The sequence below is a fragment of the Mesorhizobium sp. M7D.F.Ca.US.005.01.1.1 genome (assembly GCF_003952545.1).
GTDB lineage: Bacteria > Pseudomonadota > Alphaproteobacteria > Rhizobiales > Rhizobiaceae > Mesorhizobium > Mesorhizobium loti.
Window position 1 is genome coordinate 3,634,701 of sequence record NZ_CP034453.1, and the last position, 15,775, is coordinate 3,650,475.

A 15,775-nucleotide genomic window follows, 5' to 3' on the forward strand; every position below is an offset into this window, starting at 1 on the left:
ACAAGCCGGACCGGAACAATAGATGGGTGGACAACGGCCAGACGCCGGCCGCACCAGCAGGATTTCAGGCATGACCGATATATCAGACGCAGCAAAATTGACCGACCGCGTCGCGGCTCTGGTCGAGGCTGCCAAGAAGGCCGGCGCCGATGCCGCCGACGCGGTGGCCGTGCGCGGCCGCTCGACCGGGGTGTCGGTGCGTCTCGGCAAGGTCGAGGGCACCGAATCGTCCGAGAGCGAGGATGTCGCGTTGCGCGTTTTCGTCGGCGGTCGGGTGGCGAGTGTCTCGGCGACGGCGGCCTCGGATCCGAAGGTGCTGGCCGAACGCGCCGTGGCGATGGCGAAAGTGTCGCCCCGGGATCCCTATCAGGGGCTGGCCGACCCGGCATTGCTCGCCAAACAGACGCGCGATCTCGACCTGTTCGATACCACCGAAGTGTCGGCCGACCAGTTGAAGGAGGCGGCACTTGCGGCGGAAGCGGCCGCCCTTGCCGTCAAGGGCGTGACCAATTCGGCCGGCGCCAGCGCCGGTGCGGGGCTGGGTGGCCTGGTGCTGGCCACCTCGCACGGCTTCCTCGGCCACTATATCGGCTCGCGTTTCTCGCGCTCGGCCAGCGTCATTGCCGGCGAGGGCACCGGCATGGAGCGCGACTATGAATTCTCCTCGCGCCAGCATTTTGCCGACCTCGACGCGCCCGAAGACATCGGCCGCAAGGCCGGCGAGCGCGCCGTGCGGCGCATTGGCGCGCGCAAGGCGGCGACCGGGCCGATCGACGTGGTGTTCGACCCGCGCGTCGCGCGCGGCATCGCCGGCCATCTTGCCGGCGCCATCAACGGCGCCTCGGTGGCGCGCAAGACGTCGTTCCTGCGCGACATGATGGGCAAGCAGGTGGCCGCGTCCGCCATCACCGTCACCGACGAGCCGCTCCGGCGGCGTGGCCAGGCCTCGCGTCCGTTCGACGGCGAAGGCGTTGAGGGCGAAAAGCTGTTCATGGTCGAGAAGGGCGTGCTCAACCACTGGTTCCTGTCGACATCGGCCGCGCGCGAGCTTGGTCTGACCACCAATGGGCGCGGCGCGCGCGGCGGCTCTTCCGTGACGCCATCCTCCACCAATCTCGCCATAGAGCCTGGCGAGCGGTCGCCGGAAGAGCTGATCAAATCGCTCAAGACCGGCTTTTACGTCACCGAGGTGTTCGGCCAGGGTGTCGACATGGTCACCGGCGAATACAGCCGTGGCGCGTCCGGCTTCTGGATCGAGAATGGCGAACTGGCCTATCCGGTCGCCGAGGTCACAATCGCCTCGAACCTGAAGACCATGTTCCTCAACATGGTGCCTGCGAGCGATCTCGACCGCAATTTCGGCACCGCGGCACCGACGCTCCTGATCGAAGGCATGACCCTTGCCGGAGCATGACCTGACCACTGCCGGGGCCACCGAAGACTTGCCGCTGCTGCGCGATGCCGCCCGCGAGGCGGGGGTCATCGCCATGCGCTATTTCGGCAACAAGCCGCAAGTCTGGATGAAGGGTGGCACATCGCCGGTCAGCGAGGCGGACCATGCCGCCGACGCCTATCTGCGCGAAACGCTGCTGGCAGCGCGACCGGACTATGGCTGGCTTTCGGAAGAAACAGTCGACGATCCGGTTCGGCTTTCGGCACGCCGCACCTTCGTCGTCGACCCGATCGACGGCACGCGCGGTTTCCTGGAAGGCCTGCGCACCTGGTGCGTCAGCGTTGCCGTTGTCGAGCGAGGCCGCACCCTGGCCGGCGTGCTGGAATGCCCGGCGATGGAGGAGACCTATTGGGCGCTGCCCGGCCAGGGCGCCTTCCGCAACGGCAAACGCATCGCGGTGCGCAAGCTGGCGGATACGGCCGAGATTTCCGGACTGAAGCAGTTGACCGACCTGATGCCGGCCGAATGGCAGGCGCGGCTGAAGCGGGCGCCCTACAGCCCTTCGCTCGCCTATCGGTTGGCCATGATTGCCAATGGCGCGCTGGATGCCACTTTCGTCAAACCGAACGCGCATGACTGGGACATTGCGGCGGCCGATCTCATCCTGCGCGAGGCCGGCGGCCAGTTGCTCGACCAGCACGGCCGCGCTCCGCTCTATGCCGGCGAGGTGACCCGCCACGGCGCGCTTGCCGCCGGCAGCGGTGAATTGCTGGCCGTGCTCGCCGGCGTCATCGCCGGGCTGGATGCGTGAAAGCGTTTTCCTAAGCGAGGTGAATTCATCTCGCTCTAAAGGTTCCAAAGTCGGCGGCTTTGGTCTAGACCTGTCACAAACTCACGATATGTGAAGGACCGACATGGCCGCGGAAGACGGAAAGAAACAGCTTTTGCATCTGGTGTTCGGTGGCGAACTGAAGAAGCTTGGCGGCACCGATTTCCGCGATCTCGACGGGCTCGACATCGTCGGCATCTATCCGGACTATCAATCCGCGCACACGGCGTGGAAAGCCAAGGCGCAAGCCAGCGTGGACAATGCCCACATGCGTTATTTCGTCGTTCATCTGCATCGCCTGCTCGACCCCGACAACAAGGCTACCGGTTGACCTCGATGGAGCATGATCTGGCGAAAGGGCCAGCGAACGAGGCCGCGCCCACGGGCAGGGGACGCAGCCGCACGACCAAGGCCTTCTGGCGCAAGATTCGCCAACCGCTGGCGCAGTCGCGATTCGTCAAGAACGCCATCGCCAGCCTGTTCGCCCAGTTCGTCCGGTTCGTGCGCCTCACCAATCGCCTCGTCGAAGGATCGGCGCGGTTTTCGGGCGGGGCCTATACCGAGTTCGAGCCTGGCATCATCGCCCTGTGGCACGGCCAGCATCTGCTGACGCCAGCCTACTACCCCAAGCGCAAGCCGCTCGTCGCCATGGTGTCACGCAGCGCCGATGCCGAGCTCAACGCGCTGATGCTGGAGAAATTCGGCATCGAAGCGGTGCGCGGCTCGGGTGGGCGAGAAAATGCCAGGCACCTCGACAAGGGCGGGGCAAAAGCACTTATCGCCCTGAAAAAGTCGCTCGGTGCCGGCAAGAACGTCGCCATGATAGCAGACATTCCGCACGGTACGCCGCGAGACGCAGGGCTTGGTATCGTTCTCCTGGCACGGCTCTCCGGTCGGCCACTGCTGCCTGTCGCCATCACCACCAGCCGCCGCAAGGTGCTGGAGAAGAGCTGGGACAAGACCACCATCAACCTGCCGTTCGGCCGCTCGTCGATCGTTATCGGCACGCCGATCTTCGTGGCGGCCGGCGCCGATGAAGCCGAAATGGAGCGCAAGCGTCAGGAAGTGACCGTCGCGCTCAATGCCGCGACCGCCGAGGCCTACCGTCTCGTGGATGCTCCGCGATGAGCGGTCGCTGGGCGCGAGCCATGCTGTCGGCATACCGTTTCGCGGGTGCGGCCGCTTATCCGCTGGTCGGACCCTATGTTGCCTGGCGCACCTCGCGCGGCAAGGAAGACCGTTACCGCCGCCGCGAGCGCTATGGCGTCGCCGGCCGCGCGCGCCCCGAAGGGCCGGTGATCTGGATCCATGCCGCGAGCGTCGGTGAGACCATAGCCGTCGTGCCGCTGGTCGAGAGCATTCTCGACTATGGCGTCAACATCGTACTGACGACGGGCACCGTCACCTCGGCGCAGGTCGCCGACGAGCGGCTCGGCGATCGCATCATCCACCAATATGTGCCGCTCGACCTCAAGCCGGCGGTCAGCCGGTTCCTCGATCACTGGCAGCCGGATCTGGCGATCATCGCTGAATCCGAGATCTGGCCGATGACCATCCTCGAGCTTGGTGCGCGCCGCGTGCCGCAGGTGCTGGTCAATGGCAGGCTGTCCGACCGCTCGTTCAAGTCGTGGAAAAAACGGGCCAACATCGCCGAGGCGTTGTTCGAGAACCTGGCTCATGTGGTGGCGCAGTCGGATGTCGATGGCGAGCGGTTTCTGGCGCTCGGCGCGCGGCCGGTGACGGTGTCGGGCAACCTCAAGGTCGACACGTCGCCGCCGCCGGTCGACGAACGGGTGCTGGCGACGCTGCGGCGGCAGATCGGCGCGCGCCCCACCTGGGCGGCGATATCGACCCATGACGGCGAGGAGGTGGTCGCTGCCGAGGTCCACGCGACACTGCACAAGCGTCACCACGGTCTTCTGACGATCGTCGTTCCGCGTCACCCCGATCGCGCTGAGGCGCTGGCGGCACAGATTTCCGGCATGGGCCTGAAGGTCGCGCGGCGCAGCAAGGGCGACAGGATCACTGCCGATACCGACATATTGCTTGGCGACACGATCGGCGAGATGGGGCTCTATCTCAGGCTGACGGAAATCGCTTTCGTCGGCCGCTCGCTGACCTCCGAGGGTGGCCAGAACCCGCTGGAGCCGGCCATGCTCGACACGGCGGTTCTTGCCGGGCGCAATGTGCAGAATTTTCGCGAGGCCTACCAGCGTCTGCTCGACAGCGGCGGCGCCAAGCTGGTGCGCGATCGCGACATGCTGGCCGGCGCCGTCAATTTCCTCCTGACCAACGAAGTGGCGCGCCACGAGATGATGGCGGCGGGCGTGGCGACCGTCGACGAGATGCGCGGTGCGCTGGCGCGCACGCTGAAATCGCTTGAGCCCTACATCCAGCCGCTGGTCGTTAAGTCGCGCCTGAAGGGCGCTAACGGGCGCTAGCGTGGCTTCCGAAGCACCACCATTCTGGTGGGAAGAGCCGGACTGGCGGGTCCTGGCTCTGTCGCCGCTATCGGCCATCTATGCGGCCGTCGCCGGCCGCGGCATGCGGCGGGCCAAGCGCGAGAAGATCGAGGCACCGGTTCTGTGCGTCGGCAATTTTACGGTCGGCGGCACCGGCAAGACACCGGTGGCCATCGCGCTCGCCGAACAGGCCAAGCGCATGCATCTCAAGCCGGGCTTCCTGTCGCGCGGTCATGGCGGCTCGTTCGCCGAGCCGCATGTTGTCGATGCCCATCATGACAGCGCCAAGCATGTCGGCGACGAGCCGCTGCTCCTCGCCGAACACGCGCCGGTGGCGGTGACGCCGAACCGCGCCGCCGGCGCCCGGCTGCTGCTGGAACGGCATGGCTGCGATTTCCTGATCATGGACGATGGATTCCAGAGCGCCCGCATCCACATCGACTACGCGCTGGTCGTCGTCGATGCGCGCTATGGGATCGGCAATGGCCGCGTCATTCCGGGCGGTCCGCTCCGCGCCAGGGTCGTCGACCAACTGGTCTTCACCAGCGGGCTGTTGAAGATGGGCGAGGGCACCGCGGCCGACGCCGTGGTCCGCCAGGCGGCACGCGCCGGCCGGCCGATCTTCGAGGCCCACACCGAGCCAAACGGTAAGGCAGGGCTTGCAGGCAAGCGGTTCCTCGCCTTCGCCGGTATCGGCCATCCCGAGAAATTCTTCGACACCGTGCGCGAGGCCGGCGGCGAACTGGCGTTGACGCGGCCGTTTCCGGACCATCATTTCTATGCCGAGGACGAGCTTGCCGAACTGGCGGCGACCGCACGCGCCGAAGGCCTAGGCCTCATCACCACGGCCAAGGACGCCGCCCGGCTGCGCCACGGCGCCTCACAGGACTTTCTCGATCGGCTCGAGGTGCTGGAGATCGATACGGTTTTCGAGCTCGACAATGTTCCCGAGCGCATCATCGGCGAAACGCTCGATGCCTGGCGCCAGCGTAAGCTGAAGGGCTAAAGCAATTCCAAGAAAAGTGTGAAACGGTTTTCCGTCCGGAATTGCGTCAAAACAACTAGCCCCGCTTACGCAGCTCCGGATGCGCCTCGATTTCGCGGCGCAGCGATGCGGTGGCGTTGATGTAGGGCTCTTGCCTGGCAACGCTCCAGTATTTCAACTCGTCGAGCGGAATGCTTTCGCCTGTTACCGCGCAGCGCACAAATGCGCCGGGGCTGGTAACCTGGAAGTCGCCATCGAGGTAGCGGATGCGGGCTTCCTTGCCGCCGGGGCCTTCGAAACGGTTCATCATGCAGGGACGCCGAGGTTCATGGGGATTTCATCGCCATAAATTCCCGGCGAGGTCAAGCATGCGACAAGCCTGAGACAATGCTGACCCCCTATTGTTGGGGAGAAAAATGCTGAAGTCGGGGCACTATGGACATTTCCTCCACTCGCCTTGCCGCCTTATCCAGGGAAGCGATGACGCCGCAAGCCGTGCCGTTGGCAAAGGCCGATCCAGTCATGGCGGCACTGGTCAAGGCTCTGGTCCAACCGCCTGCGCCGTCCATGCTTGCGCAACAAGCAGCACCGGCATTGTTGGCTTTGCCGGCGGCGCCGATGGCCGTCAAATCGCAGCAGATCGCCTCGGCTGGCATCGTCGAGGCCTATCTTGCCCAGCTCAAGACGGGGGAAGAAGCGGCGTTGGCAACGGTCGTGGCAAGAAAGGCAACGCCTGAACCCGAAACGCAACGAGCCGTCTTGCCGCCTTCGGCAACGGCCAATGACAATGCCCCCTCCCGGGTTGCGGGGTTGTCATTGCTGTCGCTTATCCCGCCGCAGGCTCCGGTCCCGCGCAGCGCTGCCGCCCTGAATACGCCGACGGGCCGGCACAGGCCGGCGAATCAATCCCATGGTGCGGCGCCGAACCCCGAGCGCCTGCTGGTGAAGATAGGCTTCGTTTCGACAATGGCCGGATTGTTGGGAACCGTGATCCTTGGGTTTGTTCTGTTGTTGCTTCGCTGAATTTCGGATCGGCTGGTTCTCGAGATATGCCGGGCGGAAGGCCTATCGCTCGGCTTCAATGAACGCCTCGATCTTTTCCGGCGCCAGCCCGGCCTGCACCGCGATACGGCGCGCCAGTTCCGCCGCGGCGGCACGCGGCCGTCCCATCGGCCGGTCGAGCCAGTAGGACACCGGATTGAGCGCGGTGCGTTCGTCGACGGGAGTGATGCGGCCCGACTTCAATTGATGCCCGGTCAGCGGTGGACGCGCCAGCGCGATGCCGAGCCCATAGGCGGTGGCGTCGAGCACAAGATTGTAGTCCTCGAAGCGGCGGTCCTGCGGGCGCGGGCGGTAGTCCATGCCTTGCGCAGCAAACCAGGCGCGCCAGGCCGACGCGTCGGAATCGTTGATCAGCGGAAATTTGAGTAGCCGGGCAGGGTCGCCGCGGCCGATCTCGCGGGCAAGCTCCGGCGAGGCGATGGGGAAGACATGTTCCTCGAAAAGCTGCACCGAGATACGGCCCGGAATGCCGCCGCGGCCGCAGCGGATGGAGAGATCGATACCCTCATCGGCAAGGTCGGCCTGGCGGATGTCGACATCGAGCACGATGCGCAGCTTGGAGGGATTGTTCTCCAGCGCCGCCATGCGCGGCATCAGCCACAGCCCGCTGACCGAGGGGATCGAGGTCAGCCGCACCACGGCGGTGCCGCGCGGCTCGACCCAACGGTCGGAATGGCTGGAAATCAGCGCGAAAGCTTCCGCTGTACGCAAATGCAGCCGGTTGCCTTCGATCGTCAGCGAAACGCCGCGCGCACCGCGATCGAACACTTTCAATCCCAGCCAGTCCTCAAGCTTGGCGATCTGCCGGCTGACCGCGCCGTGGGTGATATTGAGCTTTTCAGCCGCGGCCGAAAAGCTGCCTGTCCGCGCCGCCGCGTCGAAGGCGCGCAGCGTTTCAAGCGGCACCATTGTGTCTGAGCTGTGATCCATAGTCACAGGTGATCCTTGATTTGGTCGTTTGTCAATCGGCTCGAAAAGGCGTTTTCTGCCTTTCAAGACCGAAGAACACGAGGGTGGTGAGATGAGTGCGATGACGGGCACGTTGAATTCGACACAGCGGATGGACACCACGGCGGCCATCGCGGTGGCGCTGACTGTGGTTGGCTGGGCCTCTGCTTTTCCGGCGATCCGCGCCGGTCTCGCGGCCTTCGGACCGCTGGAACTGGGTGCGCTGCGCTTTGCCATTGCCGCCGTGCCGGCGGCGATCTTCCTCGCCGTCAAGCGCCCGGCGCTGCCCAGGCTGGACGAAGTGTGGCGCCTGGTCTTTGGCGGGGCCATCTTCGTCGCGCTCTACACCGTAATGCTCAATTTCGGCGAATTGACCGTCTCGGCCGGTGCCGCCGGCTTCATCATTAATGTCAGCCCGATCTTCACCGCCATCATGGCAATGGCGCTGCTCGGCGAACGCTTCTCGGGCATGGCCTGGGCCGGCACGATGATTTCCTTCGCCGGCATTGGCGTCATCGCCATGGCCGACGGGCATGGCCTGCATTTCAATGCCGGCGCTCTCCTGGTGCTTGGTTCGGCCTTGTGCTCGGCCGTCAACACCATCGTCCAGAAGCCGCTGTTTGCCCGCCACCATCCATTGACCATTTCGGCTTCGAACATGGTGCTCGGTGCGCTCTGCCTGTCGCCCTTCCTGCCGAGCGGCTTTGCGCAGGCAGCGGTTGCCAACACCGCCGGCCTCGGCGCTGTGATCTTTCTCGGCATCGTGCCCAGCCTGATCGCCTATGCCGCCTGGGCGACCGCGCTGTCGCGCCTGCCTGCGGCACGTGCCTCGAACTTCCTCTACCTTGTTTCGCCCATGTCTGCCCTGATCGGCTTCTTCTGGCTGGGCGAAGTGCCGACACTGCTAGGCATCCTCGGCGGCGCGCTGGCGCTGGGCGGCGTCATAGTGGTGAATTTGAAGAGGTAAAACAAAAGGCTGGAGCTGTTTGCGGACTCAAAGCGAGAACCGCCTTCGCCCGCATACAGACACCCAGGGCAAGGACAGCTATGGTGAGCTGCATTCGCTGGGGGACGGAATGGGAAAACTCTTCATATCGACACTCTTTTGCGTTTTGCTGCTGACCGGGGAAGCCTTCGCGGGTTGGTATCAGGTCGAAAATTACGAAGGGTCGATCGGGGCCAAACCAGTCCATCTGTCGTTGCAGAGGTATGACAGTTTCGGCAGCGGGATTACGGTCGAGGGGAACTATTTCTACGACGCCAAGCAAATCCCGATAGCGGTGTACGGCAAGATCAGTGGCACCAGCGTCTCCCTTTGCGAGATTGCGGACGACAAGGAATTCGAGCGGGTGCTGGCCATAGGGAAGAAAACGCCCGTCGACATCACCGGATGCCCGTTTTCTCTCAACGTCGGCAAAAGCGGCGCAACAGGGACCTGGAGCAAGGGCGCGGACGCATATCCGGTTGTCCTCAGGAAAGTCGCCAGCCTGGACGATACGGGCGAGGCAAAGATCGACGGGACCGTTGAGATTCCGTTCTGGGCTGAGACCGCCGCCGCCAGATTTTCCGGCGTTTACGTGAATACCAGCTCTGGCATTTGCATGACGAAAATGCTGGTCATCAAAAAGAACAGCGGCAAGGTCGTGCAGAAAATCCCCTTCGATGAAGATGATTGCGATGCGGGCATGCTGATGACGTCCATCTATATGAACGTCGAGAAAGGGGTGGAGCGTGGCAAGGACATCATTTCCGTGAATTTTCGCGGCGGTGGCGCCGGCCACACCACGGACTACGTCTTCAACCGTGCGACTGGGAAGTATCAGCAAAGGAAATGACGCAGCGTACCCAGCCTTGCAGTGGGCGGTTGGACAACCAGGACACGCCTAGCGCCGTCCGAACAGCCTTTCGATATCCGCCAGCTTGAGCTCGATATAGGTCGGGCGGCCGTGGTTGCAGGTGCCGGAGCCGGGCGTCGCCTCCATCTGCCGCAACAATGCATTCATCTCTTCGGCCTTGAGCAGGCGGCCGGAACGCACCGAGCCGTGGCAGGCCATGGTCGCGGCGATCTTGTCCAGCCGTTCCTTCAGCGTGTCGACCGTGTCGTTGTCGGCGATCTCGTCGGCGAGGTCACGCACCAGTTGCTGGACATTCGTTTCGCCGAGCATCGATGGCGTCTCCCGCACTGCGACGGCGCCCGGGCCGAAGCGCTCGATGCCGAGGCCGAAGCGGGCCAGTGTTTCCGAATGCAGCGCAAGCCGTTCTGCATCCTCTTCCGGCAGGTCGATGATCTCAGGCAGAAGCAGCATCTGCGAGGGCACGGGGCGCGAATGCAGCGCATTCTTCAGCGCTTCGTAGACCAGGCGCTCATGCGCCGCATGCTGGTCGACGATGACGAGCGAATCCTTGGTCTGCGCGACGATGTAGTTCTCATGCACCTGGGCGCGCGCAGCGCCCAGCACCGCGCCAAGCAGCGTCTCGGCCGCCTCATCCTGCCCGGCACGCACATCGGCGCTGGCAAGCGGGCCGGCATCGAACGCCGCCTGCTCGTTCTCACGCAAACCACGATGCTCGAAGCCCGCGCCCTCGAAACCCATGTCGAACGGCCGCTGCGGCGACCGGGCCGGATCGAAGCCGGACGGACCTGACGCGCGGTAGGCCGCGTCGTAGCTGCGGTGACCGTTTGCCGGGCCGCCGTGGCCGTAAGATGCAGCACCGGGCCGGAAGGCCGCCATCATGCCGGCCGCACCCGTGGTGGCGGCGCGGATGCCGGAATCGGCCAGCGCCTGGCGGATGGCGCCGACGATCAGCCCGCGCACGAGGCCGGGATCGCGGAAGCGGACATCGGCCTTGGCCGGATGGACATTGACGTCGACGATGGCCGGATCGAGCGACAGGAACAGCACCGTCACCGCATGGCGGTCGCGCGGCAAAACGTCGGCGAAGGCCCCGCGAATGGCGCCGGCGATCAGCTTGTCGCGCACCGGCCTGCCGTTGACATAGGCATATTGTTGCAGCGCGTTGGCGCGGGTGAAGGAGGGGATCGACACGTGACCGGTCAGGTGCACGCCTTCGCGCATCGCCTCGATGGCAATGGAATTGTCGGGAAAATCGGCACCCATCACCTGGGCGACGCGACGCAGGCTGCCTGCCGCACTGTCGTCCGTCGCCGGCAGTTCCAGCGTTGAGCGGTCGGAACCGGCCAGCGTGAAGCGCACGGCGGGGAAAGCGATGGCGATGCGCTTGATCACATCGCTGGTCGCCGAACTCTCGGCGCGCTCGCCCTTCATGAATTTCAGTCGGGCCGGCGTGGCGAAGAACAGGTCGCGCACCTCCACCGTGGTGCCGCGATTGGCCGCCGCCGGTCTGACGGGCAAGACGCGGCCGCCCTCGATGCCGATCTCGGCGGCACTGTCGCCGGCGGCCGTACGCGAACGGATCGACAGCCGCGACACCGAGCCGATCGACGGCAGCGCTTCGCCGCGGAAGCCGAGCGAGCGGATGTCGTTGATATCCTCGGTGAGCTTGGAGGTGCAGTGACGCGCAATCGCCAGCGACAGTTCCGGTTCGGGGATACCTGAGCCGTCATCGGTGACGCGGATCAGGTTCAGTCCGCCGCCTGATGTGACGATCTCGACGCGTGAAGCACCGGCGTCGAGCGCATTCTCGACCAGTTCCTTGACCACGCTTGCCGGACGCTCGATGACTTCGCCTGCGGCGATCTGGTTGATCATCGTTTCGGAAAGCTGGCGGATGGGCATGGCGGCACTATAGGCGGATTCGGGGCTTGCGGGAGAGGCATAGTCGCGAAAGCGGTGGATCAGTTCGCGGCATGGATTACGCTTGCGCCACCAGCCAATCCCTCACCTTCCGCGCATTGTCGCTGAGCTCGCGGTTCTTTGGCCAGATGACGTAGAATCCGATGCCGGTCCTCAGCACATGATCCGTCACCGGCACCAACAGTCCTGATGCCACGAGGCGCTCGACGAGATGCCGCCAGCCGAGCGAGATGCCTTGTCCCTCCATGACCGCCTGAATCACCAAGGCATAGTCATTGATGCGCAACCCGCGCTCGGCATTACGGAGGCTGGTTCCGGCTGCCGCGAACCATTCGTCCCAGTTCGGCGCCTCGCGGTAGGGCTCCTCGAGATGGATGAGCCGGTGCATGGCAAGTTCAGCGACGGTCTCCGGCAACCCAAACTTCGCCAGATAACTGGGGCCCGCCACCGGGAAGATCTCCTCGTCGGCAAGCGACAGCGAATGATAATCTGGCCAGTCGCGCGGCACGCCGCCGCGCACGCCGAGCGGGATGCCTTCGGCGATGATGTCGAGATCGCGGTCGGCGGTCTGGATGCGCAGATCAACGCCCGGCAGTTCGTCGCGGAATTGCTGCAGGCGCGGCATCATCCAGAACGAGCCGAATGCGGTCGAGGCGGCCAGCGTCACATGGCCGCCGGTCGCCTGCAGGCGCAGATCTTCCGCCGACTTGCGGATATGCGACAGCCCGAGCGAGACGTCGGCGTGGAAGCGCTCGCCGGCCTCGGTGAGGACGACTTGGCGGTGGCGGCGCTGGAATAGCTGGGCTCCGAGCTGTTCTTCCAGCCCGCGCACGGCGTAGGACACAGCCGCTTGCGTCATGCCGAGCTCGCGCCCGGCGGCGGTGAAGCTCGACAGCCGGCCGGCCGCCTCGAAGACGATCAGGCTGCCGGCGGAGGGCAGGAGATGGCGTAGGCTTCGCATAAGGAGAGTTTATACAAGAGATCAGGATTTTCCAGCGTCACAGCTACATTTCGTCTCGCTAAGTTGATGGGCAGTTGGAGGATGAGTTGCCATGAATGCACCGGCCGTTGCAGTGACCGAACACGCAAATCGCAGAAGCGGCGGCCGCCTGGGGCGCAAGGCGATACGGGGCGCGCCCATAGTCTCGTTCCCGACGCTGGTGCGCCAGATTCCCGCCTATCAGATGGTCCCTGACGAGGCGGTGGAGTTGATCCACCAGGAATCGCTCTTGATCCTCGAAGAGGTGGGCTGCGAGTTCCGCGACGACGAGGCGATCGCCCTGTGGAAGGCCGCAGGAGCCGATGTCTCCGAGACGCGCGTTCGCATCGACCGTGCGCTCTTGATGGAGTTGGTCTCGAAGGTCCCGCCGGAATTCACCCTCAATGCCCGCAACCCCGATCGTACCGTCCGCGTCGGCGGCAAGAACTCTATCTTCGTGCCGATGTATGGCGCACCCTACGTGCGCGACCTTGACAATAACCGGCGCTACGGCTCGCTCGCCGACCTCAACAATTTCCACAAGCTCGCCTATATGGCGCCGGCGCTGCACTCGTCGAGCTCGGTCATCTGCGAGCCAATGGAAATCGCGGTCCCGAAGCGTCACCTCCATATCATCCATTCGGCGCTGAAGTATTCCGATAAGCCGTTCATGGGCATCGTCACCTCGAAGGAGCGAGCGGAAGACACGATGGCGATGGCAGGCATCGTGTTCGGCGAGGAGTTCGTCCGCGACAACCCGGTCCTGGTGTCGATCACCAACTGCAACTCGCCGCTGGTGTGGGACGCCACCATGCTGGATGCGATGAAGGTGTATGCGCGGAGCAACCAGCCGCTGATCCTGGCGCCCTTCGCGTTGTGCGGCGCCTCGACGTCGGCTTCCGCAGTCGGCGCGGTCGCGCAGGTCAATGCGGAAGCGCTGGCCGGTGTCGCCTTCACGCAACTGCTGCGCCCGGGTTCGCCGCAGATCTACGGACAGTTCATGGTCACTGTGGACATGAAGACCGGCGCCCCCATGGGCGGCACGCCGGAGGCCGCGCAGATGATGTATCTCATGGGAGCGCTGGCGCGGAAATACCGGCTGCCATGGCGCACGTCCGGCTTCCATGTCGGGTCGAAGCTCAACGACGCCCAGGCCGGCTACGAGTCTAACATGCTGATGCATGCCGCCATACTCTCTGGCGCAAACTACATCTGGCACTCCGCCGGATGGCTCGAGGCCGGCCTGACCTGCGGCTATTCGAAATTCGCGACGGACTGCGAACAGCTCATCGGCTGGTACAAATATGCCGGCGGGCTGCCGTTCGACGATTTCAAGGAAGCGATGGCGGCGATCCGCGAGGTAGGCCCGCAGGGCCATTTTCTCGGTACCCAGCACACGCTCGAACATTTCGAGTCCGCCTTCTTCATGCCCAGCATCATGGACTTCAATTCGTACGAGCAGTGGAAGGCCGAAGGCGCAAAGGACCACGACACGCGCGGTCGCGAGAAAGCGCGCAACATGCTGGCCGATTATGAGGAGCCGAAGCTCGACGAGGGCATCGCCGAGGGTCTCAAGGATTTGATCGCGCGGCGTGAGGAAAAACTGCCGGACAGCGTTAGTTGATAAGACAGGCGAAGACCTGACGGAACCACCAAGGGAGGAAAACATGACGCTCTTCAGAAGCAATGGCGACCGCGTTCCAAGTGCTATCGAGACAATGGCGAAAGAGACGCGCGCGGGCCGGATGGACCGGCGCGAATTCCTGGCGCTGGCAAGCGCCTTCGGCGCCTCGACGGCTTTCGCCTATGGCATGATTGGCCTCGCTGCGCCAACAAAAGCCCTGGCCGATGAACCGAAAAAGGGCGGAACGCTGCGTGTCGCAATGTCGGTCAAGGCACAGAAGGATCCGCGCACTTATGACTGGACGGAAATGGCAAACGTCACCCGGACCTGGCTTGAGCCGCTGGTCCGCTACACGCACCAGTTCACTTTCGAGCCGGTCCTGCTCGAAAGCTGGGACGTCAATGACGACGCCACCGAATACACACTGCATCTGCGCAAAGGCGTCACCTGGAACAATGGCGATGCTTTCAACGCCGATGACGTGGTCTCCAATCTGAACCGCTGGTGCGAGAAGGGTGCTTCCGGCAACTCCATGGCGGCACGCGTCGGCGCGCTGATCGACACAAAGACCGGCAAGGCCAAGGATGGCGCCATCACCAAAGTCGACGACCAGACGGTCAAGCTGAAGCTGTCCGAACCCGACATCGCGATCATACCGGGCTTCACCGACTATCCGGCTCTGGTCGTGCATCGCGACTTCGACAAGGATGGCGCCGACCCGATCAAGAAGCCAATCGGTACCGGGCCTTTCGAACTGGTGTCCTATGCAGTGGGTACGAAGGCGGTCGTCAAGCGTCGCGAGAACGGCAAGTGGTGGGGTGGCGAAACGCCGCTCGACGGTGTCGAGTTCATCGACTACGGCACCGACTTCAACGCCACGCTGAATGCCTTCGATTCTGGCGAGATCGACCTCGATTTCGAAACGCCGGCCGACTTCATCGACGCCTTGGATAAGATGGATCTGGTGAAATCGGAGGTGGCGACGGCGACGACGCTGGTTGCCCGCACCAACATCACCCACAAGCCCTATGACGACCAGCGGGTGCGCAATGCGCTGCAGATGGCCGTTGACAACAATGCCGTCATGCAACTCGGCTACGCCGGGCTCGGAACGGTCGGCGAGAACCACCACGTCGCCCCGATCCATCCCGAATACTATCCGCTGCCCAAGAAGACGCGCGATGCTGCCGCCGCCAAGAAGCTGATGGCGGATGCCGGTCAGGCCGACTTCGAGCATGAACTCATCACTGTCGAGGACGAATGGCAGAAGAACACCGGCGATGCGATCGCCGGCCAGTTGCGCGATGCCGGCATCAAGGTCAAGCGCACGGTGCTGCCGGGTTCGACCTTCTGGAACGACTGGACGAAGTATCCCTATTCCATGACGATTTGGTACATGCGCCCGCTTGGCGTCCAGGTGCTGGCGCTCGGCTATCGCTCGGGCGAGGCCTGGAACGAAACCGCCTATGCCAACCCGGATTTCGACGCCAAGCTCAAGCAGGCGCTTTCGCTGGCCGATCCCGCCAAGCGCAAGGAGGTGATGAAGGACGTCGAGCAGATCCTCCAGGATTCCGGCGTCATCATCCAGCCCTTCTGGCAGAAGCTCTACTGCCACATGAACAAGAAGGTAAAGAACTACGGAATGCACCAGACCTACGAGATGGACTTCCAGAGCGTCTGGCTCGACGCCTGATATAATTCCCGAGACTTGCAAGAA

At 64.1% G+C, this 15,775-nt stretch carries 15 protein-coding genes; 11 read left to right on the top strand and 4 right to left on the bottom strand.

Annotation, left to right across the window (positions count from 1 at the left end; genetic code table 11):
- The first annotated feature begins 70 nt into the window (after positions 1 to 70).
- The 6 genes from EJ076_RS17375 to lpxK all read left to right on the top strand — a co-directional run bounded on the left by EJ076_RS17375 (position 71) and on the right by lpxK (position 5,690).
- Entirely contained in the window at positions 71 to 1,414 is a 1,344-nt protein-coding gene (locus tag EJ076_RS17375; RefSeq protein WP_126068713.1) for a TldD/PmbA family protein, read from the top strand.
- Positions 1,401 to 2,204 carry a 3'(2'),5'-bisphosphate nucleotidase CysQ gene (locus EJ076_RS17380; RefSeq protein WP_126068714.1) on the top strand — a complete coding sequence of 268 codons (804 nt, stop codon included), beginning with the start codon at positions 1,401 to 1,403 and terminating at the stop codon, positions 2,202 to 2,204. Before EJ076_RS17375 ends, EJ076_RS17380 begins: the two co-directional genes overlap by 14 nt.
- A 103-nt stretch (positions 2,205 to 2,307) precedes the next feature.
- Positions 2,308 to 2,553 carry a DUF4170 domain-containing protein gene (locus EJ076_RS17385; protein WP_126068715.1) on the top strand — a complete coding sequence of 82 codons (246 nt, stop codon included), beginning with the start codon at positions 2,308 to 2,310 and terminating at the stop codon, positions 2,551 to 2,553.
- Positions 2,554 to 2,558: 5 nt separating this feature from the next.
- Entirely contained in the window at positions 2,559 to 3,350 is a 792-nt protein-coding gene (locus EJ076_RS17390) for a lysophospholipid acyltransferase family protein (protein ID WP_109663161.1), read from the top strand.
- Positions 3,347 to 4,663, top strand: coding sequence for a lipid IV(A) 3-deoxy-D-manno-octulosonic acid transferase (gene waaA, locus EJ076_RS17395; protein ID WP_109663164.1), 1,317 nt, complete (start codon positions 3,347 to 3,349; stop codon positions 4,661 to 4,663). The genes EJ076_RS17390 and waaA overlap by 4 nt, the downstream gene beginning before the upstream one ends.
- Before the next feature lies 1 nt (position 4,664).
- The gene (gene lpxK, locus EJ076_RS17400; protein WP_126068716.1) at positions 4,665 to 5,690 is read left to right on the top strand and encodes a tetraacyldisaccharide 4'-kinase; all 1,026 of its coding nucleotides are present in this window, start codon (positions 4,665 to 4,667) and stop codon (positions 5,688 to 5,690) included.
- 55 nt (positions 5,691 to 5,745) lie between these two features.
- Here lpxK and EJ076_RS17405 read toward each other — a convergent pair whose 3' ends face one another.
- Positions 5,746 to 5,979, bottom strand: coding sequence for a DUF2093 domain-containing protein (locus EJ076_RS17405; protein WP_126068717.1), 234 nt, complete (start codon positions 5,977 to 5,979; stop codon positions 5,746 to 5,748).
- 125 nt (positions 5,980 to 6,104) lie between these two features.
- Between EJ076_RS17405 and EJ076_RS17410 the strand changes: the two genes are divergently transcribed.
- A complete protein-coding gene (locus EJ076_RS17410) occupies positions 6,105 to 6,692 on the top strand; it encodes a hypothetical protein (protein WP_126068718.1) in 588 nt (195 codons plus the stop codon).
- 42 nt (positions 6,693 to 6,734) lie between these two features.
- Here the strand turns inward: EJ076_RS17410 and EJ076_RS17415 are convergent, their stop codons facing one another.
- Positions 6,735 to 7,661, bottom strand: coding sequence for a LysR family transcriptional regulator (locus tag EJ076_RS17415; protein ID WP_126068719.1), 927 nt, complete (start codon positions 7,659 to 7,661; stop codon positions 6,735 to 6,737).
- 91 nt (positions 7,662 to 7,752) lie between these two features.
- Here EJ076_RS17415 and EJ076_RS17420 point away from each other — a divergent pair, with 91 nt between their 5' ends.
- Positions 7,753 to 8,646 carry a DMT family transporter gene (locus EJ076_RS17420; protein WP_126068720.1) on the top strand — a complete coding sequence of 298 codons (894 nt, stop codon included), beginning with the start codon at positions 7,753 to 7,755 and terminating at the stop codon, positions 8,644 to 8,646.
- A gap of 109 nt (positions 8,647 to 8,755) precedes the next feature.
- The gene (locus EJ076_RS17425) at positions 8,756 to 9,514 is read left to right on the top strand and encodes a hypothetical protein (protein WP_126068721.1); all 759 of its coding nucleotides are present in this window, start codon (positions 8,756 to 8,758) and stop codon (positions 9,512 to 9,514) included.
- A gap of 48 nt (positions 9,515 to 9,562) precedes the next feature.
- On the opposite strand, the gene mutL is transcribed toward EJ076_RS17425, so the two are convergent.
- Both mutL and EJ076_RS17435 read right to left on the bottom strand, forming a co-directional pair.
- Positions 9,563 to 11,437, bottom strand: a complete 1,875-nt coding sequence (gene mutL, locus EJ076_RS17430) for a DNA mismatch repair endonuclease MutL (RefSeq protein WP_126068722.1) — start codon at positions 11,435 to 11,437, stop codon at positions 9,563 to 9,565.
- 76 nt (positions 11,438 to 11,513) lie between these two features.
- Positions 11,514 to 12,416: a LysR substrate-binding domain-containing protein gene (locus EJ076_RS17435; protein ID WP_126068723.1), complete on the bottom strand. Its 903-nt coding sequence runs from the start codon at positions 12,414 to 12,416 to the stop codon at positions 11,514 to 11,516.
- Positions 12,417 to 12,507: 91 nt separating this feature from the next.
- Between EJ076_RS17435 and EJ076_RS17440 the strand changes: the two genes are divergently transcribed.
- Positions 12,508 to 14,058, top strand: a complete 1,551-nt coding sequence (locus EJ076_RS17440) for a trimethylamine methyltransferase family protein (protein ID WP_109663186.1) — start codon at positions 12,508 to 12,510, stop codon at positions 14,056 to 14,058.
- Between the two features lie 43 nt (positions 14,059 to 14,101).
- Entirely contained in the window at positions 14,102 to 15,751 is a 1,650-nt protein-coding gene (locus EJ076_RS17445) for an ABC transporter substrate-binding protein (protein WP_109663188.1), read from the top strand.
- Positions 15,752 to 15,775: the final 24 nt, after the last annotated feature.

Bases quoted from the DNA above. Each gene is read 5' to 3' on its own strand.
- EJ076_RS17385 (WP_126068715.1), top strand. From the start codon at position 2,308: ATGGCCGCGGAAGACGGAAAGAAACAGCTTTTGCATCTGGTGTTCGGT.
- EJ076_RS17410 (WP_126068718.1), top strand. From the start codon at position 6,105: ATGGACATTTCCTCCACTCGCCTTGCCGCCTTATCCAGGGAAGCGATG.
- EJ076_RS17420 (WP_126068720.1), top strand. From the start codon at position 7,753: ATGAGTGCGATGACGGGCACGTTGAATTCGACACAGCGGATGGACACC.
- EJ076_RS17440 (WP_109663186.1), top strand. From the start codon at position 12,508: ATGAATGCACCGGCCGTTGCAGTGACCGAACACGCAAATCGCAGAAGC.
- EJ076_RS17445 (WP_109663188.1), top strand. From the start codon at position 14,102: ATGACGCTCTTCAGAAGCAATGGCGACCGCGTTCCAAGTGCTATCGAG.
- mutL (WP_126068722.1), bottom strand. From the start codon at position 11,437: ATGCCCATCCGCCAGCTTTCCGAAACGATGATCAACCAGATCGCCGCA.
- EJ076_RS17375 (WP_126068713.1), top strand. From the start codon at position 71: ATGACCGATATATCAGACGCAGCAAAATTGACCGACCGCGTCGCGGCT.
- EJ076_RS17425 (WP_126068721.1), top strand. From the start codon at position 8,756: ATGGGAAAACTCTTCATATCGACACTCTTTTGCGTTTTGCTGCTGACC.
- waaA (WP_109663164.1), top strand. From the start codon at position 3,347: ATGAGCGGTCGCTGGGCGCGAGCCATGCTGTCGGCATACCGTTTCGCG.
- EJ076_RS17415 (WP_126068719.1), bottom strand. From the start codon at position 7,661: ATGGATCACAGCTCAGACACAATGGTGCCGCTTGAAACGCTGCGCGCC.
- EJ076_RS17435 (WP_126068723.1), bottom strand. From the start codon at position 12,416: ATGCGAAGCCTACGCCATCTCCTGCCCTCCGCCGGCAGCCTGATCGTC.
- EJ076_RS17405 (WP_126068717.1), bottom strand. From the start codon at position 5,979: ATGATGAACCGTTTCGAAGGCCCCGGCGGCAAGGAAGCCCGCATCCGC.
- EJ076_RS17390 (WP_109663161.1), top strand. From the start codon at position 2,559: ATGGAGCATGATCTGGCGAAAGGGCCAGCGAACGAGGCCGCGCCCACG.